Here is a 24,200-nt window from a genome sequence, read left to right on the forward strand (position 1 = left end):
GGATGGCCCGAAACCATGCAGCTATCGTGCCTGCGAATTAACGGGACAGGACACTAGCGGAAACCGAACGGGACTGTCACGCCAAACTACTTGAAGCCAATGCTGCACAGAGCAGGTTGGCGGCAGAGATAGACGGTGCTCGCGCCTCCTTGGCCGAAATCACCAGGGCGCACCAAGCGCAATCGGCCGAGCTACAGCAAGTTCTTCAGGCAGTTGCACAGCACAAGGCCGAAGCTGGCACCTTGCGTGAACTGGTGGAGCAGTTCAGACCGACGCAGAGATCTTCTCGTAAAAAGCGTGGTGGTGAAGCGCCAGAGGTCAAGTGAGCAGGCTTCTGGCGAGTCATGGTTGACGCGTCAATACAAGAGGGAATAAATGACGGTGCTTTAATAACCAAAAGGCTTATGAGTCAAAACTGGCCGTATCCTGGCTTGCCCTCAACTACAGACCACGCAAAGCAAGTGTGCCGAGCTGGAAAGCAGGCTCCAGAACCTGGCTGCAGAATTGGAGCAAGAGCGGCGTGCGCACGCCGGCAGCGCGGCACGTGGCGAGACGCTATCCCGGCAGGTGGGTGAACTAAAGCTGGAACAATCCAAGAGCCGGCAGCATTTCAGCGCTGAGTTGGAAAAGGGACGTGCAGCCATTGATGAAGCAGCCCAACGTGCTACGGACGCGGAGCACCGGGCCCTTCGCGAGATTGACCGTGAGCGCACCGCTCGTGCGCTTGCTGACAAACAACTGGATCAATTGCGCGGCAAGCTAGCGGAAACCGAACGGGACTGTCACGCCAAACTACTCGAAGCCAATGCTTCAGGCAACTGCACAGCACAAGGCTGAAGCTGACACTTTGCGTGCACTGGTCGAACAGTTCAGGCCTGCGCAGAAGTCTCCCCGTAGAAAGCGTGGCGTGGAAGCGCCAGAAGGCTAGTGAAAAGGGCAGCTGTTGAGCCAGCGAGAAGTGCCCTCAGGACAGCGGCGGTTTTGCGTGATGCCCAACGGTCCGCTAGGGACTAAACCACCTTCGATTCCTCCAGAACACAAGCATTGAGAAAAAGCTTCCCGAAGTCAGTGAGCTTGATGCAGGGCGCTGTTGCACAAATCGAATTGCAGACGGCATGACCCCAACCCCAGACGGACCTATGCCACAGCAGTCACCGACACGGTGTGAGGACGGCCGATCTGACTGAACCGATTGAGCAAGGCCACGCGGACATGCAGCTCCACAACCTGGCGGTCGAACGTGCGCGCGATCACCCGTTCGCCCAGTCGCTTGAAGCAGTGCATCTTCGTCTCCACAAGGCTGCGCCGGTGGTAGCCGCTCCACTTCTTCCAAATGCCGCGACCCAGGCGCTGGCACGCCCGAATGGCCTCATTACGATGCGCCGAGCCCGGACTCGACTTCTTCCAATGGCTGGCGTTCTTGCGGGGCGGGATCACCGCCATCGCGTGCCGCTCGGCAATGGCGTCCAGGCAGGCGCGCGTGTCGTAGGCGCCATCGGCACTGACGCTTTCGATGGATTCGTCAGTGGGAATCTGAGCCAGCAACCCGGGCAACATCGGCGCATCCCCAATGGCGTTGCTGGTCACCTCGATGGCGCGTATTTCCAGCGTCTGCGCGTCGATGCTCAGATGGACCTTGCGCCATTCGCGCCGGTATTCAGCACCATGCTTCTTGCGTTTCCACTCTCCTTCGCCCAGGAACTTGATGCCGGTGCTGTCCACCAGCAACTGCAGCGGCGAGTTGGTTCGCTGGTAGCTCAGTTCGACCTGCAAGGTCTTTTGGCGCCGGCAAACAGTGCTGAAGTCAGGTACCGGCCAGTCCAGCTTTGCCAGCCGCAGCAGGCTCTGCACCATGCCCAGCGCCTGTCGCAAGGGCTGGCCGAACAGGCACTTGATGCTCAGGCAGAACTGGATTGCTGCGTCCGAGAAGGTTCGGCTGCGTCCACGCCTGCCGGTCGGCGTGCCAAACCACTGCATGCCCTCATCTAGCCACATCGTCAACGAGCCTCGCGCTTTCAGCGCCGCGTTGTACGCCTTCCAGTTCGTCGTGCGGTACTTGCTCCGCTGCCTGTTCTTCGTCTCTGTCACGCAGTCAGTCTACGGGCATCAGCATCGCGATTTGTGCAACAAAGCCTTGATGCAGTGATACTCGAATCCCGGCCTCGCCACGTTGTCAAGCGCTTGCCTGGGAATGTTGGTGTACTCAGTCAATCCCAGGCTCTGCAAATGCTCAAAGAAAGTGAGGAAAAGCATTGGCTGGGCGAGTTCTTCAGGCCGTACCGCTGCCTGCCGCAGCCTTTCCACGTGTGAAATCCAAAACTCAGAACCGTCGAGCTTGGCGCATGCTTCGGAGAACAATAGGGCAGGCTCTCCGGGGCCAAGCCGAAAAAACACTCTGTACTCCTGTTCTTCAAGTTGGCGAAGAACGAGTAGTTCGTCGGGTGCTAGTTGACCAATGATGGACAGGAAAGCTGGATGTGCTTCGCCCACGCGCTCTTTGTCCATCGCGCGGGCCAGCAGGTTTATGTACAAATCTGCAATGGGGTTGATACCTTCGTCTTCATAGCGAAGGCGCTCACCCACTGGCAATGCAATGGACTCCCGGGGAGCCATGCGGCGCGCTGGGGGAACACGGTCCACGGCCTGTTGTAAACGTTGTGCCAGACGGTCTTGAAACATGGCGCCGTATTGCAGGGGGAAAAGTATCAGGTGCGCCACCTTTGCATCATTGGCTCCAATTTTTCCGAACTCTCGCATCGCAGGTCCAACGGCGTCCGAATACACATCTTTGACCACTGAGGCCGCCACTTGTGCGGTTGTTTGTTCGGTAAGCATTGACAACATATCCCCGTTGGTAGACCGTTAGGCGGGAAGCTACAGGCGATAGGTCTGGATCAGTTCTTTCGCTTTGGCAAACGCGGCCTCGTATCGCTCGGTCGAGGTTCGCTGCAGATTGCTCACCGCACTCACATGCGCTTCGCGACTGAGTCGATATTCAGCCACTCCAAACCGACCCGCAATGTCATCAACATGAGCTTTGCCCCAGCAGTCTTCCCCTGTCCCATCCGGATGCAGAACCAAGCTGTGGAAAAATCCATCACTACCGAACCTCATGCCTTCAGAACCTGGTTTAAAGCGGACTGCTAGCAACGCTACCGCGTCCAACCCTGTTTGTTCACGCAGCGCTTCAGCGAAGGCAGCACATCGCCCAAAAGTGTAGTCAGCAGCATCAGCAGCTGGAATGTAGGGTGGCGTCCTCTTTGGAATTGAATTGAGGTAAGCAGTATTGGCCTCAATGGCTTTGGCCGCACTTTCAATTTTGGCTGAGTCTGGGCGGAAGCGCAGGGGTAGTGATTCCAACCTCGATTCAACGTAGTAGCGCGTTCTGACCCCACCAGGTCCATGGCGCACCGCCAACGGACGAATAGTTCGGGCATTGAAGTCATCCACGGACCTTAATCCTCGCACGTCAAAAACGCCGAATCCATTGTCAGCTACATAAACGCGTAGTGGCTTGCACCGCTCAAGAGAGATATTGTTGTCAGGGTCCAGCGATGGCACCCACCAGTCCACGTGCAGCAGCCAACCCGTCAGCCGTGCGAGGGCGACCGCAAAATTGACGCAATCTTCAGACTCCCATTCTTCGACCAACTCTGGCGCAAAGGCGGTACGTTGCTTGAGCTTCGCTTGTCCCATTTTTCCCTCCTCAACTGGACACATGTCTTTTGTGCAAGCTGATTGTGCAGTAGAGTTAAGGCTGGTGACCGTCACCAGCCGCACGCGCTCAGTATGAGTACGACGAAGACGGAATTTCTGCAGACCTCACCCAATCCTTGTTTTTCCATGGGCGGCCCGCAATGCGTGTACCGGATACAGCGCCCAGGAGAAAACAATGGACATTCAGCAGTTGAAGCTGCTGGCGGGGCGCGTGCGCGGCCTGCTGGAGCAATCGCAACATTCCGTCGGCCATAATCAATCGCTCGATTTGATCGCAGCGCTGCCAGGCCTACGCAATTGGCCCGAAGTGCAGGCATTCCCGGATCGTGTGGCGACATGCCAACTCGATGCAACTTCTTGCAGCCGGCTGGCATTTAGGCTGAAGAAAAAGTTTGCGCTAGACCTACCGCCGCAGTCGATTCTGGCGGCATTGAGCCCTCCAGACCATACTAAGCCTTTGGATGCCCCGCAAATCTGGCCCACGGGACCAGCTCCGGGCGTCTACATAACGGACTCGCAAGAGGCCATCAATGCGCTGCTCGAACGCTACGAAGACGCCACAGACGGTGCCTTGGTCTACGCGGAGCGTGCGGGCAACCAATGGGCCGGCAGCATTGATCTCGGTGAGGCTGGGCTGTGGTCTAACGGACTGCAGCGCGTCCCCAGTGGCACTCTGATCGTGGTGGGGCCGCTCGAACTGGATCAGCAATCGTGGAAGGAGAGTTCCAGCCATCTGGAAATGGCATGTTTGATCGCACAAGGGGCTGCGCACCGGGTGGCAGTTTTGGTCAAGACCCCAAGCCCAGAAGCGATGTTCGAAGATGTGCAGTTAATGGTGCGATCCGTCCAGTCCGAAGGGGACGACTGCCACGCTGCGTTGGTAGGATGGGTCGATTCAGATGGGGGTTTGCAACCACGCCAACCCTTTGCGACACCCCGACCAAGCTTGAGGCATGTACGCAGCATCGCAACTGCCAAAGCCTTCCCTAATCCAGTGAAAGCCGCGCTGCAAAAGGCGGTGAAGGGACAAAAAGCAGGCCTGCTGCTATTCGGTTCATCGCAAATCCACGCAAACTCTGCGATTGAACTCGTGGAAGCTTCCCTGGCGTTGACAGAACATGCTGGCCCCGCTGCGCGCATCATGGCCCGCCATCGATCGACACCTGCGAAGGACTGGCAGGTGCCGCCGTCAATCCAGCAGCTACCATTTCTGCCCTCCATCGAGAGTGCTTATGAGCAGGGATACCGGCGCGTGGTGTTTGAGCCCACCTATACACCTTCAGAATTGCTACTGGAGTACAGCAAGGAAGTCATGCTTATTTCTGGTACGTATGGAAGTGACGTCGACGACATATTCATGACCGTTTTTCGCTCCGGTCGCCTGCGTAGGGAAAGTGATCTATTGCCTGAAGTCATCGCCATTCTGGGTGCGAAAAATGTTCCTACTAAGCTCGGTACGGTAATGGTCAGCGATCTATACGTGCGGCCACGAAGCAACTTCGCCGTCCCCGAAGAAATTGAAGCTGCATTCCAGTTCCTGCGGGAGAACCGTGTGTTTCAGTGGGAAGAAGAAATGAAGCAGTTAATCGATTCCAATAGCGTAGATATTGACACTGTCAAGCAGGCGCTATCGCGCAACCGGGCAGTCGTGGAATACCTGGCCACATTGAGTGGAGCGACACAGGCCAATGATAGGCTTGCCCGAGCTTGACGGTATTGCGTGGGCGGTTCAACTGTGGACAGTGCAGCGCCCACCTCTACCTTGCACCCACTCTGCAGGACTGTGCACCATCGAGAGGCCGGGAACTGTAGCTTTGCATTGTTTGCCTGACTTCGTCAGGCCAGAGCAGACTACTCTGTAGCCCGAACGGTGCCAGCCCAAGTAATCTTCGCGACTGACACCGTAGTGCCTCGACAGATATCCAGCAGGGTCGGCCGAGTATCGGATGAGCTCAGCAGAAGTGAGATGAACCGTTGTTTGGCCCGAGGGGTTGTCATGGAACACGTAAAAGCCCACTTGCATCGCTGCAAGGTCATTTACTACCTCTTCTAGATGCTTGACCATCTCCGCCTCCCTCGTCATGTGAACTCGCGAATAGTACCGCGCAGACCGCTTGTTACCAGCTGGTTGGGGACCAAGCTAGCGCTCCCATAGCGGGACATTCTTCATGAAAATTTCAGCAAAGCCATTTCTATTGGTCATTTAAGTAGCATGCATTGTCGCGCGCCTCGACAAGAAGGATGATTCGGGGCATCCAAGTACTCGGATGGAGATTCCATTGCCAAAGACACTTGCGCAAGTGAAGAGGCGCCTCGAAGAGGCGATGAATGAGGCCAGCGATGCAGAGGAACTTATTCCCCTCATGAAAAAGGCTATAGCCCAATTCGACTTGGAGCCTGGTGACCTTTTTGAGCAGCGCCCAGAAAGCTCAAGACTGGCAACGCCTAACATCTCCAAAGCGCGAGATGCAACAGCGCAAGCCAAGGCGGTTTATCAGGACGCTGATGGCAACACGTGGGCTGGGCGCGGACGTCGCCCTACATGGCTGAACGAAGCGCTTGAGCGCGGAAAGACCTTGGAAGATTTCAAGCGCGCTGGGGCCCGTGCTCGTAAGGCTAAGTGATTGATAACGAAGAACTTTTTTGTTCAAGTTTCCTGTTTTGCTCGAAAACCGAGACTACCCCCGCTGGGGCGACATGGGCCATGTGAACAACACCGTGTACTTCCGCTATCTGGAGACGGCCCGCATCGACTGGCTGGTCGCGGCGGGCTGCAACCCCGACCCGCAGGGCCAGGGGCCGGTGATCGTGAATGCTTTCTGCAATTTCTACCAGCAGCTCGAATACCCGGCCGAGGTGCTGCTCAAGCTCTACGTGAGCGACCCGGGGCGCACCACGTTCGAGACCTGGGGCACCATGGAGCGCGCGGACCAGCCCGGCGTGGTGTGCGCGGCCGGCGGTGCCACGACCATCTGGGTGGACTTTCCGCGCAAGAAAGCCGTGGACCTGCCGGCCTGGGTGCGCGCGCTGGTGGGCGGGTGACGCCGCCGTCGTCGCGTTCGGCGGCCGGTGCCGCCGGGCCGCTCAGGTCACGGGCGCGGGATTGAACAGCACGAGGGCGTTGTGCAGCTTCCACTGCTCGGCCCAGGTCTTCTTGCGCCCGCTGGCCACCTCCAGCATCAGGTGGAACATCTCCCAGCCCACGTCCGCGATGGTCGCCTGCCCGTCCGCGATGCGCCCGGCGTTGATGTCCATGAGGTCGTGCCAGCGCCGGGCCAGATCGCTGCGCGTGGCCACCTTGATCACCGGCACCTCGGCCAGCCCGTAGGGCGTGCCCCGCCCGGTGGTGAACACGTGCAGGTTCATGCCGGCCGCGAGCTGCAGCGTGCCGCAGATGAAGTCGCTGGCTGGCGTGGCGGCATACAGCAACCCTTTCTGCGTGGCCTTGTCCCCGGGCGAGACCACGCCCGAGATCGGGGCGCTGCCCGATTTGACGATGGAGCCCATGGCCTTTTCCACGATGTTGGACAGGCCGCCTTTCTTGTTCCCCGGCGTGGTGTTGGCGCTGCGGTCCACCCGGCCCTTGTCCAGGTAGGCGTCGTACCAGGCCATCTCGCGGATCATGGCCTGGGCCACTTCCGGGGTGCTGGCGCGCGAGGTGAGTTGGTCGATGCCGTCGCGCACCTCGGTCACTTCCGAGAACATGACGGTGGCGCCCGCGCGCACGAGCAGGTCGGTGCAAAAGCCGACGGCCGGGTTGGCGGTGACGCCGCTGAAGGCGTCGCTGCCCCCGCACTGCACGCCGACCACCAGCTCGGCGGCGGGCACGGTCTCGCGGCGGCGGGCGTTCAGGCGCTCCAGGTGCTTTTCCGCCTGGCGCATGACGGAGTCGATCATGGACATGAAACCCACGTGGGCGTCGTCCTGCAGGCAGACCACGTCCAGCTTGGGTTCGGCGCTGGTGCCCACGTCGGCCACGCTGCGCTCGTCCACCAGCGGGATGCTGCCCGGGGGCAGCAGGCGCTCGGGCTGGAGCTTCTCGCAGCCCAGGCTGACCACCATCACCTCGCCGCCGAAGTTGGGGTTCAGGCTGATGTTGCGCAGGGTGCGGATGGGAATCACGGCGTCCGGCGCGTCGATGGCGACGCCGCAGCCGTAGGTGTGCTCCAGCGCCACCACGTCGTCCACATTGGGAAAGCGGGGAAGCAGTTCGGCCTTGATGCGCGCGACGGCGAATTCGGTGACGCCGGCCACGCATTGCACGGTCTGGGTGATGGCCAGGATGTTGCGGGTGCCGACCGAGCCGTCGGCGTTGCGGTAGCCCTCGAAGGTGTAGCCGGTGAGCGGGGGCAGGGGCTCGGGGCGCACGGTGGCCAGGGGCAGGCCCTCCAGCGACAGGGCATCGGGCATGTGCAGCAGGCGCTCGTGCACCCAACTGCCGGCGGGGATGGGCTGGATCGCGTAGCCGATGGGCACGTTGTAGCGGCGCACGGCGCCGCCCTGTGGGATGTCTTCCAGGGCGACCTTGTGGGCCTGGGGCACGCGGTCGACGAGCGTCAGGCCCGAGGCCAGCACCGTGCCTGCGGGCAGGCCCCCGTCGTTGGCGACGATGGCCACGTTGTCGGCCGCGTGCATCTGCACGGTCAGGGGCGGGCGGGCGGGTGAAGCGGAATCGGTCATGGGGCGGTCGTCGTGGGTGGGGCGATGTTCTGGGGGCTTTGCATGCGGCATGCCGCTCGATTGTCGATGGCGCCGGGCTCACGCGCGGGTGCCGAACTCCGCTGTTTCGCGCGTCCAGCCGCGGGCCTGCTCGCTCAGGCTCAGGCCGAGGCCCGGGCGCGTGGGCACCATCATGCGGCCGTCGCGGATTTCCAGGCGCTCGTTGAACAGCGGCTCGAGCCAGTCGAAGTGCTCGACCCAGGGCTCGGTGGCGTAGACCGCGCCCAGGTGCACGTGCAGTTCCATCGCGAAGTGCGGGCCCAGGCTCAAGCCCGCGTGCTCGGCCTGCGCGGCGATCTTGAGGAACGGGGTGATGCCCCCCACGCGGGGTGCATCGGGCATGAGGTAGTCGGCCGCGCGGTGGCGGATCAGCTCGCCGTGTTCGGCCGCGCTGGTGAGCATCTCGCCGGTGGCGATCGGCGTGTCGAACTGGGCGGCGAGCGCGGCGTGGCCTTCGAAGTCATAGGCGTCCAGCGGCTCTTCGATCCACACGAGGTTGAACGGCTCGAAGACGCGGCACATGCGCTGCGCGGTGGGGCGGTCCCACTGCTGGTTGGCATCGACCATGATGGGCATGGCATCGCCCAGGTGCTTGCGGACCGCCTCCACGCGCTGGATGTCGAGCGCATGGTCGGGCTGTCCCACCTTCAGCTTGATGCCGCCGATGCCGCGCTCGCGCGAGGCGCTGGCGTTGCGCAGCAGCTGGTCCAGCGGGGTGTGCAGAAAGCCGCCCGAGGTGTTGTAGCAGCGCACCGAGTCGCGCTGCGAACCCAGCAGCTTGGACAGCGACAGGCCCGCGCGACGCGCCTTGAGGTCGTACAGCGCCACGTCGAAGGCGCCGAGGGCCTGCACCGCCATGCCGCTGCGCCCCACCGACGCGCCGGCCCAGCAGAGCTTGGTCCACAGCCGGGAAATGTCGCTCGGGTCTTCGCCCAGCAGCGCCGGCGCGACCTCCCGGGCGTGCGCGAACTGCCCCGGCCCGCCCGCCCGCTTGGAGTAGCTGAAGCCCAGGCCCCGGTGGCCGTCCTTGCTCTCGATCTCGGCGAACAGCATGGCGATCTCGGTCATGGGTTTTTGCCGGCCGGTCAGCACCTTGGCATCGCTGATGGGGTTGGCCAGGGGCAGGTAGCACGATGAGATGCGGACCCAGGCGATGCTGTCGCTGGAAGAGGAGGGAGACGAGGAAGCGGTCATGGTGCAGTGCAGGTCATTCGGGCAAAACGGGGCGCAGGCCAGGCGGGGCGGATGGGGGTCAGTCGATCGAAATCTTTCCGGTCTCGATCACCTTCTTCCAGCGGGCGAATTCCTGCTGCTGGAAGGCGGCGAACTGCTCGGGCGTGTTGGTGACCATCTCGAAGCCGATCGACGTGAACTGCTCGCGCACCTTCGGATCCTTGAGCGCCTCGACGAACGCCGCATGGGCCTTTTCGCGCACGGCGGGTGGCAGCCCCTTGGGTGCGACGATGGCCTGCCAGGAAGCGACCTCGACATTGGGCACGCCCGCTTCGGCCAGCGTGGGAACCTCGGGCAGCACCGGCGAGCGCTTGGCGCTGGTGATGGCCAGCGCGCGCATCTTGCCGGCCTTGATGTACTGCGACACGGCGTTGATGTTCTGGAACGAGGCATCCACCTGACCGCCGATCAGGTCGGTGTGGGCCGGCGCGCCGCCCTTGTAGGGAATGTGCACGCCCTTGGTGCCCGTCTGTTGCCAGAACAGCTCGGCGGTGAGGTGGTCGCTCGAGCCGTTGCCGGCCGAGGCGAAGCTCATCTTGCCGGGGTTGGCTTTCTCGTAGGCGATGACGTCGGCCACGGTCTTGTGCGGGGAGTTGGCCGGCACCACCAGCACGTTGGGCGACTGCACCGCCACGGTGATCAGGTCGAAGCCATGCAGCGCGTCGTACTGCAGGCCCTTGAGCAGGTGCGGCACGATGACCAGCGGGCCCAGGGAGGTCACGAGGAAGGTGTAGCCATCGGGGGCGGCCCGCTGCACGAACGTGGCACCGATCGTTCCGGTGGCGCCGGGCTTGTTGTCCACCAGGAAGGACTGCTTGAACTTCTCGGTCAACCGGGGCCCCACGGCGCGTGCAACCTGGTCGGTCGAGCCGCCGGGCGGGAAGGGCACGACCAGGGTCACGGGTTTTTCGGGCCAGGCCTGTGCCTGGGCGCCGAAAGCCAGAATGCCGAGGGAAATGGCTGCCAGGAATCGTTTCATGATTTGTCTCCTTGGTGGAAATGCGAACGTTGTCATTTTTGGATGGAGGGAAAATCACCGCCAAAAACGTTACAGGATCGACATGTTTTTATGATTTTTTCAGTTGCGCTGTGTGCGCGCATTGGAAATGATATCGTTGTCATTTCCGGTCGGCAAGCTTTTCTGCTGGGGGTTTTCCCCTTGTCCGGGACTGCCGCTGGCGTCCCTAAGGGGTCCTGGAATGCCGCCATGCACCGGCGACGGGCGGTGGCGTGGAATGCGGTATGGTCTTCGTCTTTCGCCCGACCGGTGTGCTCCGAAACCCCATGAACGCCCCTTCCAACTTCAAGGCGGCCACGCTTCACGACGTGGCCAAGGCCGCTGGCGTGTCGTTGATCACCGCCTCGCGTGCGCTGAGCAATCCGGTGGTGGTGTCCGAGAAGACGAAGGCCCGGGTGCAGCAGGCCGTCGAGGCGACGGGCTACATCCCCAACCTGCTGGCGGGTGGGCTCAAGTCCCGCCGCAGCCTGATGGTGGCGGCCGTGGTCCCGGCGCTGTCGGTGTCGCAGTTCCTGCCCACCGTGCAGAGCCTGACGACCACGCTGGCTGCCGAGGGGTACCAGCTCATCCTGGGCCAGACCGCCTACGACGCCGAGCGCGAAGAGGCCGTGCTGAACACCATGATCGGCCGCCAACCCGACGGGCTGGTGATGACCGGGCTGGTGCAATCGCAGCGCGCGCGCGACCGGCTGCGCCGATCCGGCATTCCCGTGGTGGAAACCTGGGACCTGAGCGACCGCCCCGTGGACATGGTGGTGGGCTTTTCGCATCTGAAAGTGGGCAGCGCGGTGGCGGGGTTCTTCCTGTCCCGGGGCTGGCAACGCGTGGGAATCGCCACGGGCGGCGACCACCGAGCCATGTTGCGCCGCGAGGGTTTTGTCGCCACCCTGGGGCGGGACGTGCCGACTGCCACGGTGCCCGCACCCAGCAGCCTGGCGCTGGGGCGAAGGGCCCTGGCGCAGCTGCTGGAGCAAGAGCCGCGGCTGCAGGCCGTGTCGTGCAGCTCGGACACGCTGGCGCACGGGGTGCTCGTCGAGGCCGCGGCCCGCGGCCTGCGGGTGCCGCAGGACCTCGCCATCTGCGGCTTCGGCAATGCCGATTTCAGCGAGCACATGCTGCCTTCGATCACCACCGTGCATGTCGATGGCCCGGAGATCGGCCGGCTGGCGGCGCAACTGGTCATCGACCGCTGCCGGGGCAACGCGGGCCCGCAAACCATCTTCGATCTGGGCTTTCGCCTGATCGAGCGGCAATCGACGGCACCCGCCGGCTGAAGGGGCGGATGGTTGGGGCCAGGTGACGCTCGCACCCTTGCCGCCAACACCGTTTCTGAGCACCATTCAGTTTCCGGGGCGTGGCCCTGCCGTGCCGCGTCCACCGCTCGAAAGCCGCCCTTGAAGAAATCTCCAGCCCCCGACAGTTCCTCCGGCATGCGCCGCCAGCCCACCCAGGCGCGGGCGCGCCAGACCATCGAGGCCATCTTCGGCGCCACCGCGCAGATCGTGGAAAAGGAAGGCGAGGAGGGCATCACCACCAACAAGGTCGCGCAGGTGGCGGGCTTTTCCATCGGCACGCTCTACCAGTATTTCCCCTCGAAGGAGGCCATCGTGCTGGCCATGGTGGAGCGCGAGCGCAACCGCGTGCAGCAGCAATTGCGCGAGCTGTTGGACGAGGCCGTGGCCCAGCGGCGTGAGGTGCGGGCCGTGCTGCGCGACGTGGTTCGGCTGTTGGTGGCGGCCTTCGGCACCGGCGGCCATTCGCGGGTTCGGCGCGGCATGGTGCGGCTGGGCTGGCGCATCGACCACCACGACCGCGTGACGGCCGCGCTGCGCGAAGGGGCGGAGCGCAATGCCCTGGCGCTGGCCCGCCTGATCGAGGTAGGCGATACCTCGGTGCGCGCTCCCACGCCGGCCATGATGTTCGTTGCCACGCGCGCCATCATGGGCGCCATCCGCAGCGCCGCGCTGGAGGACTCGCCCCTGCTGGGTCAGCCCGCGTTCGAGGACGAACTGGTGCGCATGCTGTGGGGCATGTTGCGCGCCGACGCGGGGGATTAGCGCCACCCCCTTTTGTTGCCGTCGGCAGAGGACTCAGGAAGAAGGCACAGCAGCCTGCTGGGGGTAGAAGATGGGTTGCGCCGGATCGCGGTGCCAGTCGTACTCGGCGGCGAGGGCGGCCGTTTCGGCTACGGCACGGCCAGCCAGGCGAGCGACCAGGTGCCATGCCATGTCGGTCCCTGCGGACACGCCCGCCGAGGTCACGTACTTGCCCGCATCCACCCAGCGCGAAACGTTGTCCCACAGCACCGCGGGACCGAAGCCCGCCACCCAGCCGAAGGCCTGGTGGTTGGTGGCGGCTGGCCGCCCATCCAGCAGGCCGGATCGCGCCAGGATGGCCGCGCCGGTGCAGACCGAAGTGACCACGGCCACGTGCTGGTCCATGGCCTGCACCCATTGCAGCAAGGCCTGGACGGCTGCGGTGTCCGGGTCCATCAGCAAGGTGCCGACCCCTTGTCCGCCGGGGATCATGAGCAGGTCCAGCGGCTGCTCCAGCGCCTCGTCGCGGAAGAGATCCGGCGCCACGCGGGGGCCGTTGAAGCTGGCCACCGGCGCGGGAACCGGCGCAGGGCTGGCACCGTTCGCGGCGGGCCTGCACTCGTTGGAGATCAGCACGATCTGGAACGGCAGGGCCGGCGCGTCGGCATAGGAGGTGCCGATGAAGCGCGCGATGGAAAACGCCTCGATGAAGCCCCATACGTCGAGCGGCTCGAATTGGGGAAACACCAGGATCCCGACGCGTTGGGTGCGTGGAAAGGCCGTGGCAGGTGTGGAATGGGATGCTGCAGGCATGGTCATTTGGTGGGAAAGAGTTCAATGGCAAGGTCGGCTCGCCCCCCCTCGTGGGGGCTGCCGTCGATGGGAAAACCGATCAGCAGGCAGACCGGCTGCCCCGCCGGGGGCAGGGGGGCATCACCTGCAAGGGAGACGAGAAACCGCTGGCTGCGCTGTGGCTGCGCCGCGGTGAAGGCGCGCAGTGGGTGCACCGCGAAGCGGGTGATCTCCCGCGGGGTGGGTGGGGCGCCCACCAGCAGGGAGGCGACCAGCCGCCCGGTGGCCGGCCGTGGCGGCTCGAAGGCCCGCAGCACGATCACCACGCGTTGGCGGTCTTCCTGCAGGGCCAGCCGGTCCGCTGGCGTGGGTGTCAGGCAAACCTTCGCAGGCGCCGTGCTGGTGGTAACGGAATGGGGTGCAGGGGTTGGCTCCATGGCGTGCGCAGCCACCGCGGGCAACCCGGCCAGGGTGAAGGCCAGCAAGGCGCAGGCTGAAGCAAGCGGTGCCATCGCTGCGGTGCCGGGTTGCTGCGCGTCAGATCAGTGCGATCTCGATCGAGCCGGGCACCACGGTGCCCACCTCCGAGGGCGGGGTGCCGGCCACCGGCAAGGCCACCAGTTGCACCGTGACCGTGTTGCCCTGCAGTCCCTGGGTCTGCGACAGCCGCCGCAGCGTGTCCGTGAGGTTGACCAGGGTCGAAGGCAGGCTGCCGGTGTGCGCTCCCTCGCCGTGGCCATGGCCGTGCCGGAGGAAGCTCAGCGTCGTCACGAAATGCGGGTCGGTGACGGGCACCTGCGGACCGACGGTATCGCGATTGACGAACACACGGATCGCACGCACGTTGTCCGCGATGCGGATGTCGGAGATCAGCGCCACCACTTCTCGCGGCGCACCCGCACCGGGCGCGGAAGGCGGGGACTGCAATGGCGCGAGCGCCCCGGCGCCCAGCTGGAACGGCACGCCCAGCGAAGTGGCCGCCGTGGCCGCGGCCATGTCGCTTTTCTTCAGGCGCAGAAGATTGTCGCCGGCCGCGGGATTGAACAGGGCCGACAGGTTGGCCCGGCGCTGCGGATCGACGGGCTGGTTGTCGGGCGAGGGCAGGGTGTCGTAGGTGTAGCCAAGCGCGGCAGTGCTCAGCAGGTCGCTCACCTTCTTGGTGTAGAGCCTGCCGTCGGGTGCGATGTAGTTGTCGCGGAACGGCATGTTGAGCCACAGCGGATCGGTCGAATTCTGGCGGCCGAGCGCGTTTCAGGATACCCAGATGCGGTCGATGTTGCCGTGGTGCATCATGAAGATCGGGTCTCTCGGCGAGTTGGACTCCGGCATGAATCCGCCGATGTTGTTGTGCACGTTGTTGTGCGGCGTGCGCTCCAGAATGCCCTGGTTGCCGCCTCCCATCGGAACCCACTTGGCGTCGAGGTTGTTCTGCACCACCGGCTTTTTCGGATCGCTGCGATCCACCGAGCGGCTGGTGCCGAAGGCTTCGTAGTTGGTTTCCTGGTAGATCTTGCGGATCACCTCGGGGCCCACGAGTTCGTCGGTCAGCGCGTTCTCGCCCGTGAGCTGGTTGCGCAGCATGGTGGGGTCGTCGCCTTTGCCCGGCACATACAGGGGGTTGGGCTGGCCCCTGTAGGTTTTGTCTGTGAACGCCGCGGGCAGTTCGCGCAGCGCGGTCCAGTCCCAGTAGGGCATGGCGAAGTCGGGGTGGCGGGTCATGGCTGCGGCCGCCTTCTCGTACATCTCGACGAAACCGCGGTGCCATGGCAGGAAGTACCAGTCTCCGTGCGGGCAGTATTTGAAATTGTGGGCATCCCCATGCTGGTTGGCAAAGCCCAGCCAGCTGACCCGGCTGCTTTGGGGCCGGGACCGCATGATGCCGACGAAGTCCCGGTAGGCGGACAGGTCCGGATCGTCCAGCGCCATGGTGTTGACGCAGCGGCGTGTGCGAAGCTTGGGTGCGGCCACGGCCTGCAGCAGGCCGGGCACCAGGCCCGAGAACGTGGTGATGGCGCCGGCGGCGACCACGGTTTTCAGTGCGTTTCTCTTGCTGATCATGTGGGGGTTCTCCCGCGTTGGCCGGCGTTGGGCCGTGAGTTCAGTGGTGGCCCTTGCTGGCCCCGCCAGCGCCGTCCGGCAGGGCCACCCGCACGATCTGCATCATTCCCTGGTCTTCGTGGTCCAGGATGTGGCAGTGCAGCACGTAGTCCCCGATGTAGCGCTGGTAGCGCGTTCGCACGATCAGCGTGTACTTGCCGTTGGGCTGTTCCTTGGTCGCGATGTTCTTGACCCAGAGCGTGTCTTTCCACACGCCCTTGAGCGCGCGGTATTGCGGGTCGACGGTGCCGTCCGCCTTGTCGTCGCCGTCCGGTCCGGACACGTCCTTGCCGTCCGGGTCGAGGATCTTGACGATCTGGAACGGGTTCACATGGATGTGGAACGGATGGCTCACGAAGTCCGATTGCAGCGTCCATTCATCCACCCCGCCCAAGGTCAGCACGCGGTCGATGCGGTTCGGATCGAAGGGCTTGCCGTTCACCTGGAACTGGATCGGCTGGGCGTTCAGGTCGATGTTGAATGCGAGGGTCTGCGTGCCCGTGACTTCGCTGTCCTGCACGGTGGGGTGGGGCACGAAGCTGGTGAGCTTCAGTCCATCCTTCAATTCAGCGCTGACCTGGGCCCGCACGTCCAAGGGCAGGTTGACGGCGGCAGCGGCGGCCAGTTCCGCTGCAAGGTACGCCGAAATGTTCTGCGGAACGGGATTGCCGGGGGCGACCTTGCTCACGGTGCCGAGCAACTGGCGCGACGGGGGCGCCTGGTTCACGCTGGCCGAAGCGGGTGAGGCGGCGTCGATCACGCAGTAGTCGCCCGCCTCGGGAAACACCATCAGGGTGTCCCAGCGGTAGGCCGGCTGATACACCGTCTGCGTGCTGGGGATCGCCGCAGCGGTGGTCAGCCCGTCGGCTGCGATCAGGTGCTGGGGCAGCGGGGCGCCCGTGCAATTTTGTTCGATGTAGGCATCGTGCTCGCTGGCGCGCAGCGCCTGTGCGCTGCGTGCGCCCGGCCGCAGCTTGCGGAACTCCAGGTTGATGGTGTCGCGCACGCCGCCATGGATGATGCGCCAGCGCTCGATCTGGCCGGCCTTCGCGCCCTCGAAGGTGGGCAGCACCTCGCCGTTGATGCTGGTGTAGCGCCCGGAGGCCGGCCAGGACCCGGGGCCGAACTGGTCCTTGTCCTCCTTGTCCACGGCCTTGTAGTGCTCGATGCCACCGACGTCGCCTTCGTTGCAGCGGTAGGTTCCGTCCGGGTTGAACTGGATGCGGTTGTTCTTGTCGCGGCAGGCGTACTGGATCTGCTGCAGCACCAGCACCCGTTCCTTGAACGATTGGCGGGCGGTGGGCCGCAGCAGGGTGTCCACATCGCCCGTCTGCGTTGGGGTGGGCGGCCGGTCGCCGCGGATGACGAGGGCACCCGCCATGCCGCTGGCCACCTGCAGCGCGGTGGATCCATGGCGGTGCGTGTGGTACCAGAACGTGCCGGCGGGATGGTCCGAGGGAATGTTGTACTCGTACTCGAAGCTCACCGTCGGATTGATGGAGATCAGCACGTTGTCGCCATTGCCTGCCGGGTTTACCCATAGGCCGTGGGTGTGCAGGTTGGTCCCGTTGAAGCAGTGCGGCGTATTGACCCCGTCGGTGAACGTGATGCAGCTCGGGTCGGGCGGCAACTGGTTGTTCAGGCGGATGCGGATGGTGTCGCCGGGGCGGATCTCCAGCATGGGCGAGACGAAAGGCGCCTTGGGATCGACGCGGGTGCCCTGGTAGCTGCGCAGGCGCACCTTGTCGAAGCGCTGCTCGGCCGGGTTCCAGAGCTTGCCGTCGGTGTAGACGACGTTCAGGTCCAGCGAGGCTTCGTGGGACACCGCGCGTGTGGCCGGGCCCGCTGCCAGCTGGAGCCTGCGAGGCGCCTTGCGCTGCAGTTCCAGCAGGGGTGGGTTGGACACCCGCCGCGGGGTGTCTGACTGGGCCTGTGCGGGCAGTGCGACGGTGCACGCCAACGCCGTGGCAAAGGCGGCTGGAGACGCAGACGCGCACGCATTCCGAAACGCGAGTTCCATGGTTTCCCCCCCCCTCTTACGGGTATTGCAAAGCCGAGGCGGCTGCTGGCTGCAGCTCTTGCCGTGTGATTGCTTTGTCCCAGTATGGCGGAGGCGCCTGGGGCGGGTCAACGCATTTCGACAGTGCTATTTTTGGCGCGGCACGCGGCCCATCAGGTAGAACTCGGGATTGGGCTGCATGCCCGCGAAGCTGGCCATGCGGTTCGACAGACCGAAGAACGCGGTGATGGCCGCGATGTCCCAGATGTCCTCGTCGTCGAAGCCGTGGGCGTGCAGGGCGGGAAAATCCGTTTCCTCGATGGCATGCGATTGGTTGCACACCTTCATCGCGAAGTCGAGCATGGCCCGCTGGCGCGGGCTGATGTCGGCCTTGCGGTAATTGACCGCCACCTGATCGGCCACCAGCGGCTTCTTTTCTTAGATGCGCAGAAGGGCACCGTGCGCGACCACGCAGTAGAGACACTGGTTGGCGGCGCTGGTCGTGGTGACGATCATCTCGCGTTCGCCCTTGGTCAGGCTGCCTTCCTCCTTGAGCATCAAGGCGTCGTGGTAGGCGAAAAACGCACGCCATTCGGCGGGTCGCCGCGCAAATGCCAGGAACACGTTCGGCACGAAGCCGGCCTTTTCCTGCACTTCGAGAATGCGGGTGCGGATGTCGTCGGGCAGGGCGGCGAGGTCGGGGAAGGGGTAGCGGCTCAAGGGTTGTCTCCGTTGTGTTGTGGCTGGCGCGAGTAGCCGCCTGCAACTTATCACGGATGCCACTGGGTCGCGCGCATCCCTGTGGAGGAGGGTGGCGCTGAACTGCCCGCCAGCGCATAGGACAGCCGTGTGGCCGCTGCAGTGACCGTCTTGGCCAGCGTCTGCAGACGGGCTTCGGGCAGGCGTGATTCCGGCCCCGATATGCACACCGAGCCCATCAGCCGCCAATGCATGCCGAACACGGGCGCAGAGACGGTGGCCACACCGTGCTCCCGCTCGCCGATGGACCAGTGGTAGCCACGCTGGCGGATGTCTTCGTAGTCCGCGCCGGGCTCGCCCGAGAACGCCAGGATCACGCGGCCCGGCGAGCCCTTGTCGAGCGGCAGGCCTTCACCCATGCGGGCATGGTGGCGCAGCGCCTGCGGACCCTCCACCCGCACGAGGCAGGTGCGCACATTGCCTTCACGTACATAGAACGCCGCGCTTTCGCCCGTGGCCTGGGTGAGTTCGCGCAAGGCTGGCTCCAGCACGTTCTGCACGTCGAACCCCGCCTGGTAGCGCGCCCCCAGCCAGCCCGCCGCCGGCCCGAGGCGCCAGTCGCCGTCCTCGCGCTGCACCATGAAGCCGGACTGCGCCAGCGTGCGCGCCAGGCGCAGCACGGTGGTCTTGTGCAACCCGCAGCGGCGGCTCAGCTCTGCGAGCGGCAGATGCGATTCGCCCAGGGAGAACGCCTCCAGCAACTGGAGGGCGCGCGTTACGGCGATGACCCCGCCGGTTTCTTTCGCGGTGGCCGAAGAGGAGGACGTCGGGGCGGCGGATGCGGCCTCGCCAGGCCCCTGCGGCGCTGCGGAGGAGGCCTTTGGCCTGCCGCTTGTTGCGTTGCTCATGGTGCAATATGTTTCGCTGTATGAAACTGTATTGTATGCGTTGAAACGTTTTCGTAAAGTCTTGGCAACGCCTGAGAACAAGGCGCGACAGGTCCATCACAACGGAGACAAACCATGCCAACTTTCTCGCTGACCCGGCGCGCCCTGGGCGCACCTTTGTCCATCGCCCTGCTGGGCATCACGGCAGTGGCCTTTTCCGCCGGCACTGCGCAAGCGCAATCCGGCTACCCGAACAAGCCGATCCGCCTGATCGTGCAGTTCCCGCCCGGCGGCACCGACATGATCGCGCGCACCGTGGCGCAGAAGCTGACCGAGCAGCACAAGTGGAACGTGGTGGTGGACAACCGCCCTGGGGCAGGCGGCAACCTGGGTGTGGATGCCGTGGCCAAGTCGGCGCCCGATGGCTACACGCTGGTGATGGGCCAGACCAGCAACCTGGCCATCAACCCCTCGCTGTATGCCAAGCTGCCCTACGACCCCTTTAAGGATCTGGTCCCGGTGGCGCTGGTGTCGTCGGCCCCCATCGTGATGGCCGCGCCCGCCAACTCGCCTTACAAGACGTTCGCCGATGTGGTCGCCGCCGCCAAGGCCAAGCCGGACGGCATCACGCTGGGTTACTCCGGCAACGGCACTGTCGCCCATCTGGCCGGTGAACTGGCAGAGAACGCCGCCGGCATCAAGTTGCGCCACGTACCTTACAAGGGCGCGGCCCAGGCCATGACCGACCTGGTGGGCGGGCAGATCGACTTGTACATGTCGGCCGTGCCCACGCTGCTGGGGCAGGTGCGCAATGCCAAGCTGCGTGCGGTGGTGATCACGTCGCTCAAGCGATCCGACCAGTTGCCGCAGACGCCCACGCTGGCCGAGTCGGGCTACAAGGATTTCGAGGCCGCTTCCTGGTATGGCGTGCTGGCCCCGGCCGGCACGCCCGCCCCCATCGTGCAGCAGTTGAACAAGGCCATCAATCAGGCGCTGGCGCAGCCCGACGTGGCGGAAAAGCTCCGCTCCGAAGGCGGTGACGTGCTGGGCGGCACCCCCGAAAAGTTCGGCGCGCTGCTGAAGTCCGAAGTGCCCCGCTGGGCAAAGATCGTCAAGGATTCGGGCGCCAGCCTGGATTGACGCGGCGCCCTGCAAAGCCCCGTTTCCCACGCCCATTGAGCCCTCGCCATGCACCGCGAAAGCTTTGCCACGCCTGTGCGTTTCTCGGCCGGTAGCACCGCGCCGCGCACGGTGCTGCCGAAAGACGCCTGCGACTGCCACGTGCATGTCTATGACGGCCGCTTTCCCGCGGCACCGGGCGCCAGGCTGCTGCCGCCGGACGCCTCGGCACAAGACTACCGTGCGCTCCAGCATCGCATCGGCACCGCGCGCACCGTGCTGGTCACGCCCTCGACGTATGGCACCGACAACCGCTGCATGCTCGAAGGCCTGGCGGCGCTGGGCCCGCAGGCGCGCGGCGTGGCCGTGATCGACGGCCACGAGAGCGACGCCCAACTGCAGCGCCTGCATGACGCCGGCGTGCGCGGCGCACGCCTGAACCTGTCGCTCGGTGTGTCTGGCACCGTGCAATCGCTGACGCCGCTGGCCTGCCGCATCGCGCCGCTGGGCTGGCACCTGCAATTGCTGATGGAGCCGGATCTGCTGGCGGCGCAGGGCGAGGTGTTGCGCCGGCTGCCCGTTCCATTGGTTTTCGACCACTTCGGCCGCATTTCGCCGACGCAGGCCGGGCAACACCCCGCACACGCGCTGCTGCAGGACCTGCTGCAGTGCGGACAGGCGTGGATCAAGCTGTCCGGCGGCTACATCGTGAGCGAACGCCACTCGACCGAAGACCCCGCCCTCGATGCGCTGGCCGCGAGTTACCTGCGCTGCGCGCCCGAGCGCGTGGTCTGGGGCAGCGATTGGCCCCACGCCACCGCATCGTCCGGTGCGCACCCCATGCCGGACGACGCGCGACAGGTGGATCGGCTCGTGGACTGGGCCGGCCAGAGCGGCGATGCGGCCACCCTGCATCGCGTGCTGGTGGACAACCCCGCCGCGCTGTACGGCTTCACGCAGCCTTCCTCCTTTGCCTGACCAAACAAGAGACAAGCACATGACCACGTCGATCCCTTCCTCTCCGAAGACCCGGCTCGCACGCCGCAGCCTGCTGGCCGCCGCAGGCGCCGCGTTGCTCGGCCCGTTGCTCACCCGCACCGCGCTGGCCCAGGGCGACTGGCCCGCCGGCAAGATCATCACCTGGGTGGTTCCGTACCCGCCGGGCGGCAGCACCGATGTGCTCGGCCGCAACGTGGCGCAGCGCGTCGGCGCGGCACTGGGCACGAATGTGATCGTGGACAACAAGGCCGGTGCCACGGGCACCATCGGCGCGGCGTTCGTCGCCAAGGCGCCGCCGGATGGCTACACCCTGCTGGGCACTTCCATCGGTCCCCAGGCCATTGCGCCGCACCTCATGGGGAGACTGCCCTATGACCCGATTGCCGGTTTCGAACCCGTGATCACCATCGGCACCATTCCGCACATCCTCGTGGTCGGCGCCAACCAGCCGTTCAAGGCCGTGGCCGATCTCGTGGCTGCGGCCAAGGCGCAGCCGGGCAAGCTCGCCTTCGCCTCCGGCGGCAACGGCACCATCCTGCAGATGCAGGGGGAGTTGCTGCAGCAGCAGACGGGCGCGCGCTTCATCCACGTGCCGTACAAGGGCGACACCCCGGCGCTGCAGGACACGCTGGCCGAACAGGTGCAATTCATGTTCGCGCCTGCCGCCGCTGCATTGCCGCACGTGCAGGCGGGCAAGCTGCGTGCGCTGGCCGTCACGTCGGCGCAGCGCCTGAAGTCCCTGCCGACCGTGCCCACCATGGGCGAGGTCGGCATGAAGGACTTCGTCGTGGAGCAGTGGCAGGCCGTCTTCGCACCGGCCAGGACGCCTTCCGCCATCGTGCAGCGCCTGAACCAGGAGATCGGCAAGGCGCTGAAGGACCCGGGCGTGGCCGCGCTGGCCGACAAGCTGGGCGTGACGTTGGTCGGCGGCACGCCCCAGCAGCTGGGCGACCTGCAGAAGGCCGACTCCGCCAAGTGGGCCAAGGTCATCCAGGACGGAAACATCAAGGCCGAGTGAGCTCGCTGCAGGCCAACGTTTCTTCCGTTTTTCTTTTTCCTCCCAACTCACTGGAACCGCCATGAGCCAACTCCCAGAAGTCATCCGTGACATCGAGCGCGTCAGCGCCGAGGTCGTCGCCAAGGCCGCGACCTTCCAGGCCGCCATCCTGGCCGATGTGGCCGGACGCCGCGGCACCCTGCATGCCCGCGTGGCGCCCGTCCACCAGGACATGAAGGTGGCCGGCCCGGCCTTCACGGTCGAAGTGCGCCCGGGCGACAACCTCATGATCCACGCGGCCATCGCGCTGGCGAAGCCGGGCGACGTACTGGTCATCGACGGCAAAGGCGACCAGACCGCCGCGCTCATGGGCACGCTGATGCTCAGCGCCTGCAAGAAGATCGGCCTGGCCGGCGTGATCGTGGACGGTGCGATCCGCGACAAGCTGGAACTGCTGGAACTCGGTTTCCCGGTGTTCAGCGCCGGCTTCAATCCGGCTGGACCCACCAAGTGTGTGCCGGGCCGCATCAACCATCCCATCTCGGCCGGCGGCGCAGTGGTGAACCCGGGCGACCTGGTGGTGGGCGATGCCGACGGCGTGGTGGTCATCGAGCGTGCCAAGGCGCCCGCCATGATGGCGCTGGCCGACAAGAAGGTGGCCGATGAGGCCGCGCGCATCGAGGCGATCGCCCGTGGCGATACGGCCTCCAAATGGCTGCCCGCCGCGCTGCGCGCCGCCGGCGTGCTGAAGGAAGGGGAATCGATGTGAGCGCCATCCTCGTGACCGGCGCCGACCTGGCGCAGCAGGCACTCGATCTGCTTCAGGATTTCGAGATCGTCTATGCCGGCAAGACACCCACCGAAGACGACCTGGTGGCGCTGTGTCGGCAGCATGACCCGGTGGCCATCATCGTGCGCTACGGCAAGGTGGGCGCCGCCGTGATGGATGCGGCGCCATCGCTCAAGGTGATCTCCAAGCACGGCAGCGGCACCGACACCATCGACAAGGTGGCCGCCAAGGCCCGTGGCGTAGAGGTCGTGGCCGCTGCGGGTGCCAACGCCGCGGCGGTGGCCGAGCAGGCGCTGGCCCTGTTGCTGGCCTGTGCCAAGTCGGTGGTGCAACTCGATGCCCGCATGCACGCCGGCCACTGGGACAAGGCCACGCACAAGAGCCTGGAGCTGGGTGGGCGCACGGTGGGCCTCGTGGGCCTGGGCGCCATTGGTCTGCGCTTCGCCAGGATGGCCGATGCGCTGGGGATGCGCGTGATCGGGTTCGATCCCTTCGCCAAGGACCTGCCGGCCTGTGTGCAGAGCGTGGACCTGGAGACGATCTGGCGCGAGTCCGACGCGATTTCACTGCACTGCCCGCTGACCGACGAGAACCGGGGCATGCTGAATGCGGCCACGCTGGCACAGTGCAAGCGCGGCGTGATCGTGGTGAACACCGCGCGCGGCGGACTCATCGATGAAGCCGCCCTGCTGGCTGCCGTGCGATCGGGCCAAGTGATGGCAGCGGGCCTGGACAGCTTCTCCGTGGAGCCGATGGCGGCCAACCATCCGTTCCAGGGCGAGCCACGCTTCATCCTGAGCCCGCACATCGGCGGCGTGACGGGCGATGCCTACGTGAACATGGGCGTGGGGGCTGCCAAGAACCTGCTGGAGGTGTTGGCCCGCGCCCCGGCTGCCGTTGCTGCAGCCTCGTAACCAAGACCCAAGACCGGGCACGCCAGCGTTGCGTGTCCGCTTTTCCCCGACCGGTGTGGGATGCCGGTTGCGCCAGAACAAGAAGCCGCCGCCAGTGCGGCCCCTGACAGGAGACATTCAATGAGCAAGAGTTTCGAAACCAGAAGGCTGGCAGCACCGGTGCGCAAGGCGCTGGCGGTTGCGC

General features: G+C 64.9%; 24 protein-coding genes and 1 pseudogene. 12 read left to right on the forward strand and 13 right to left on the reverse strand.

What is annotated here, in order from left to right; genetic code table 11:
* The first annotated feature begins 149 nt into the window (after positions 1-149).
* Positions 150-326: a hypothetical protein gene (locus tag M5C96_RS12495; protein WP_272569412.1), complete on the forward strand. Its 177-nt coding sequence runs from the start codon at positions 150-152 to the stop codon at positions 324-326.
* A gap of 178 nt (positions 327-504) precedes the next feature.
* Positions 505-837, forward strand: coding sequence for a hypothetical protein (locus tag M5C96_RS12500; protein WP_272569413.1), 333 nt, complete (start codon positions 505-507; stop codon positions 835-837).
* A 300-nt stretch (positions 838-1,137) separates the two neighbouring features.
* Here the strand turns inward: M5C96_RS12500 and M5C96_RS12505 are convergent, their stop codons facing one another.
* Genes M5C96_RS12505 through M5C96_RS12515 form a run of 3 tightly spaced genes read right to left on the reverse strand, consistent with a single transcriptional unit; the run spans position 1,138 to position 3,780 of the window.
* On the reverse strand, positions 1,138-2,088 hold the full coding sequence (locus M5C96_RS12505; protein ID WP_272563915.1) for an IS5 family transposase: 951 nt from the start codon (positions 2,086-2,088) through the stop codon (positions 1,138-1,140).
* An 18-nt stretch (positions 2,089-2,106) separates the two neighbouring features.
* The gene (locus M5C96_RS12510; protein WP_272569414.1) at positions 2,107-2,835 is read right to left on the reverse strand and encodes an Abi-alpha family protein; all 729 of its coding nucleotides are present in this window, start codon (positions 2,833-2,835) and stop codon (positions 2,107-2,109) included.
* A gap of 39 nt (positions 2,836-2,874) precedes the next feature.
* A complete protein-coding gene (locus M5C96_RS12515; RefSeq protein WP_272569415.1) occupies positions 2,875-3,780 on the reverse strand; it encodes a hypothetical protein in 906 nt (301 codons plus the stop codon).
* A 112-nt stretch (positions 3,781-3,892) separates the two neighbouring features.
* Between M5C96_RS12515 and M5C96_RS12520 the strand changes: the two genes are divergently transcribed.
* From M5C96_RS12520 to M5C96_RS12530, 3 genes are all read left to right on the forward strand, one after another.
* Positions 3,893-5,428, forward strand: a complete 1,536-nt coding sequence (locus M5C96_RS12520) for a hypothetical protein (protein ID WP_272569416.1) — start codon at positions 3,893-3,895, stop codon at positions 5,426-5,428.
* A 556-nt stretch (positions 5,429-5,984) separates the two neighbouring features.
* Positions 5,985-6,341 (forward strand): H-NS histone family protein, encoded by a 357-nt coding sequence (locus tag M5C96_RS12525; RefSeq protein WP_272569417.1) that lies wholly within the window; start codon positions 5,985-5,987, stop codon positions 6,339-6,341.
* Between the two features lie 73 nt (positions 6,342-6,414).
* On the forward strand, positions 6,415-6,759 hold the full coding sequence (locus M5C96_RS12530; RefSeq protein ID WP_272569700.1) for an acyl-CoA thioesterase: 345 nt from the start codon (positions 6,415-6,417) through the stop codon (positions 6,757-6,759).
* A gap of 42 nt (positions 6,760-6,801) precedes the next feature.
* Here M5C96_RS12530 and garD read toward each other — a convergent pair whose 3' ends face one another.
* From garD to M5C96_RS12545, 3 genes are all read right to left on the reverse strand, one after another.
* Entirely contained in the window at positions 6,802-8,397 is a 1,596-nt protein-coding gene (garD, locus tag M5C96_RS12535; protein WP_272569419.1) for a galactarate dehydratase, read from the reverse strand.
* 78 nt (positions 8,398-8,475) lie between these two features.
* Positions 8,476-9,630 (reverse strand): L-talarate/galactarate dehydratase, encoded by a 1,155-nt coding sequence (locus M5C96_RS12540; RefSeq protein ID WP_272569420.1) that lies wholly within the window; start codon positions 9,628-9,630, stop codon positions 8,476-8,478.
* A 58-nt stretch (positions 9,631-9,688) separates the two neighbouring features.
* On the reverse strand, positions 9,689-10,648 hold the full coding sequence (locus tag M5C96_RS12545; protein WP_272569421.1) for a Bug family tripartite tricarboxylate transporter substrate binding protein: 960 nt from the start codon (positions 10,646-10,648) through the stop codon (positions 9,689-9,691).
* A gap of 305 nt (positions 10,649-10,953) precedes the next feature.
* Between M5C96_RS12545 and M5C96_RS12550 the strand changes: the two genes are divergently transcribed.
* Both M5C96_RS12550 and M5C96_RS12555 read left to right on the forward strand, forming a co-directional pair.
* Positions 10,954-11,961: a LacI family DNA-binding transcriptional regulator gene (locus M5C96_RS12550; RefSeq protein WP_272569422.1), complete on the forward strand. Its 1,008-nt coding sequence runs from the start codon at positions 10,954-10,956 to the stop codon at positions 11,959-11,961.
* A 120-nt stretch (positions 11,962-12,081) separates the two neighbouring features.
* Positions 12,082-12,744, forward strand: a complete 663-nt coding sequence (locus M5C96_RS12555) for a TetR/AcrR family transcriptional regulator (RefSeq protein WP_272569423.1) — start codon at positions 12,082-12,084, stop codon at positions 12,742-12,744.
* A 33-nt stretch (positions 12,745-12,777) separates the two neighbouring features.
* Here M5C96_RS12555 and M5C96_RS12560 read toward each other — a convergent pair whose 3' ends face one another.
* The 7 genes and pseudogenes from M5C96_RS12560 to M5C96_RS12590 form a co-directional block, all read right to left on the reverse strand.
* Positions 12,778-13,536, reverse strand: a complete 759-nt coding sequence (locus tag M5C96_RS12560; RefSeq protein WP_272569424.1) for a DJ-1/PfpI family protein — start codon at positions 13,534-13,536, stop codon at positions 12,778-12,780.
* 2 nt (positions 13,537-13,538) lie between these two features.
* Entirely contained in the window at positions 13,539-14,000 is a 462-nt protein-coding gene (locus tag M5C96_RS12565) for a hypothetical protein (protein ID WP_272569425.1), read from the reverse strand.
* A 52-nt stretch (positions 14,001-14,052) separates the two neighbouring features.
* Entirely contained in the window at positions 14,053-14,721 is a 669-nt protein-coding gene (locus tag M5C96_RS12570; RefSeq protein WP_272569426.1) for a tyrosinase family domain-containing protein, read from the reverse strand.
* Between the two features lie 45 nt (positions 14,722-14,766).
* Positions 14,767-15,573: a tyrosinase family protein gene (locus M5C96_RS12575; protein ID WP_272569427.1), complete on the reverse strand. Its 807-nt coding sequence runs from the start codon at positions 15,571-15,573 to the stop codon at positions 14,767-14,769.
* 40 nt (positions 15,574-15,613) lie between these two features.
* The gene (locus tag M5C96_RS12580) at positions 15,614-17,518 is read right to left on the reverse strand and encodes a multicopper oxidase family protein (protein ID WP_272569428.1); all 1,905 of its coding nucleotides are present in this window, start codon (positions 17,516-17,518) and stop codon (positions 15,614-15,616) included.
* Between the two features lie 240 nt (positions 17,519-17,758).
* A pseudogene (locus M5C96_RS12585) lies at positions 17,759-18,331 on the reverse strand (peroxidase-related enzyme).
* Positions 18,332-18,381: 50 nt separating this feature from the next.
* On the reverse strand, positions 18,382-19,218 hold the full coding sequence (locus M5C96_RS12590; protein WP_272569429.1) for an IclR family transcriptional regulator: 837 nt from the start codon (positions 19,216-19,218) through the stop codon (positions 18,382-18,384).
* Between the two features lie 114 nt (positions 19,219-19,332).
* Here M5C96_RS12590 and M5C96_RS12595 point away from each other — a divergent pair, with 114 nt between their 5' ends.
* The 5 genes from M5C96_RS12595 to M5C96_RS12615 all read left to right on the forward strand — a co-directional run bounded on the left by M5C96_RS12595 (position 19,333) and on the right by M5C96_RS12615 (position 24,016).
* Entirely contained in the window at positions 19,333-20,337 is a 1,005-nt protein-coding gene (locus M5C96_RS12595) for a Bug family tripartite tricarboxylate transporter substrate binding protein (RefSeq protein WP_272569430.1), read from the forward strand.
* Positions 20,338-20,385: 48 nt separating this feature from the next.
* Entirely contained in the window at positions 20,386-21,294 is a 909-nt protein-coding gene (locus tag M5C96_RS12600) for an amidohydrolase family protein (RefSeq protein WP_272569431.1), read from the forward strand.
* 19 nt (positions 21,295-21,313) lie between these two features.
* Positions 21,314-22,333 carry a Bug family tripartite tricarboxylate transporter substrate binding protein gene (locus M5C96_RS12605; RefSeq protein ID WP_272569433.1) on the forward strand — a complete coding sequence of 340 codons (1,020 nt, stop codon included), beginning with the start codon at positions 21,314-21,316 and terminating at the stop codon, positions 22,331-22,333.
* Positions 22,334-22,394: 61 nt separating this feature from the next.
* A complete protein-coding gene (locus M5C96_RS12610; RefSeq protein WP_272569434.1) occupies positions 22,395-23,081 on the forward strand; it encodes an RraA family protein in 687 nt (228 codons plus the stop codon).
* The gene (locus tag M5C96_RS12615) at positions 23,078-24,016 is read left to right on the forward strand and encodes an NAD(P)-dependent oxidoreductase (protein WP_272569436.1); all 939 of its coding nucleotides are present in this window, start codon (positions 23,078-23,080) and stop codon (positions 24,014-24,016) included. Before M5C96_RS12610 ends, M5C96_RS12615 begins: the two co-directional genes overlap by 4 nt.
* Positions 24,017-24,200 lie beyond the last annotated feature (184 nt).

The organism is Acidovorax sp. GBBC 1281 (genome assembly GCF_028473645.1).
GTDB lineage: Bacteria > Pseudomonadota > Gammaproteobacteria > Burkholderiales > Burkholderiaceae_C > Paracidovorax.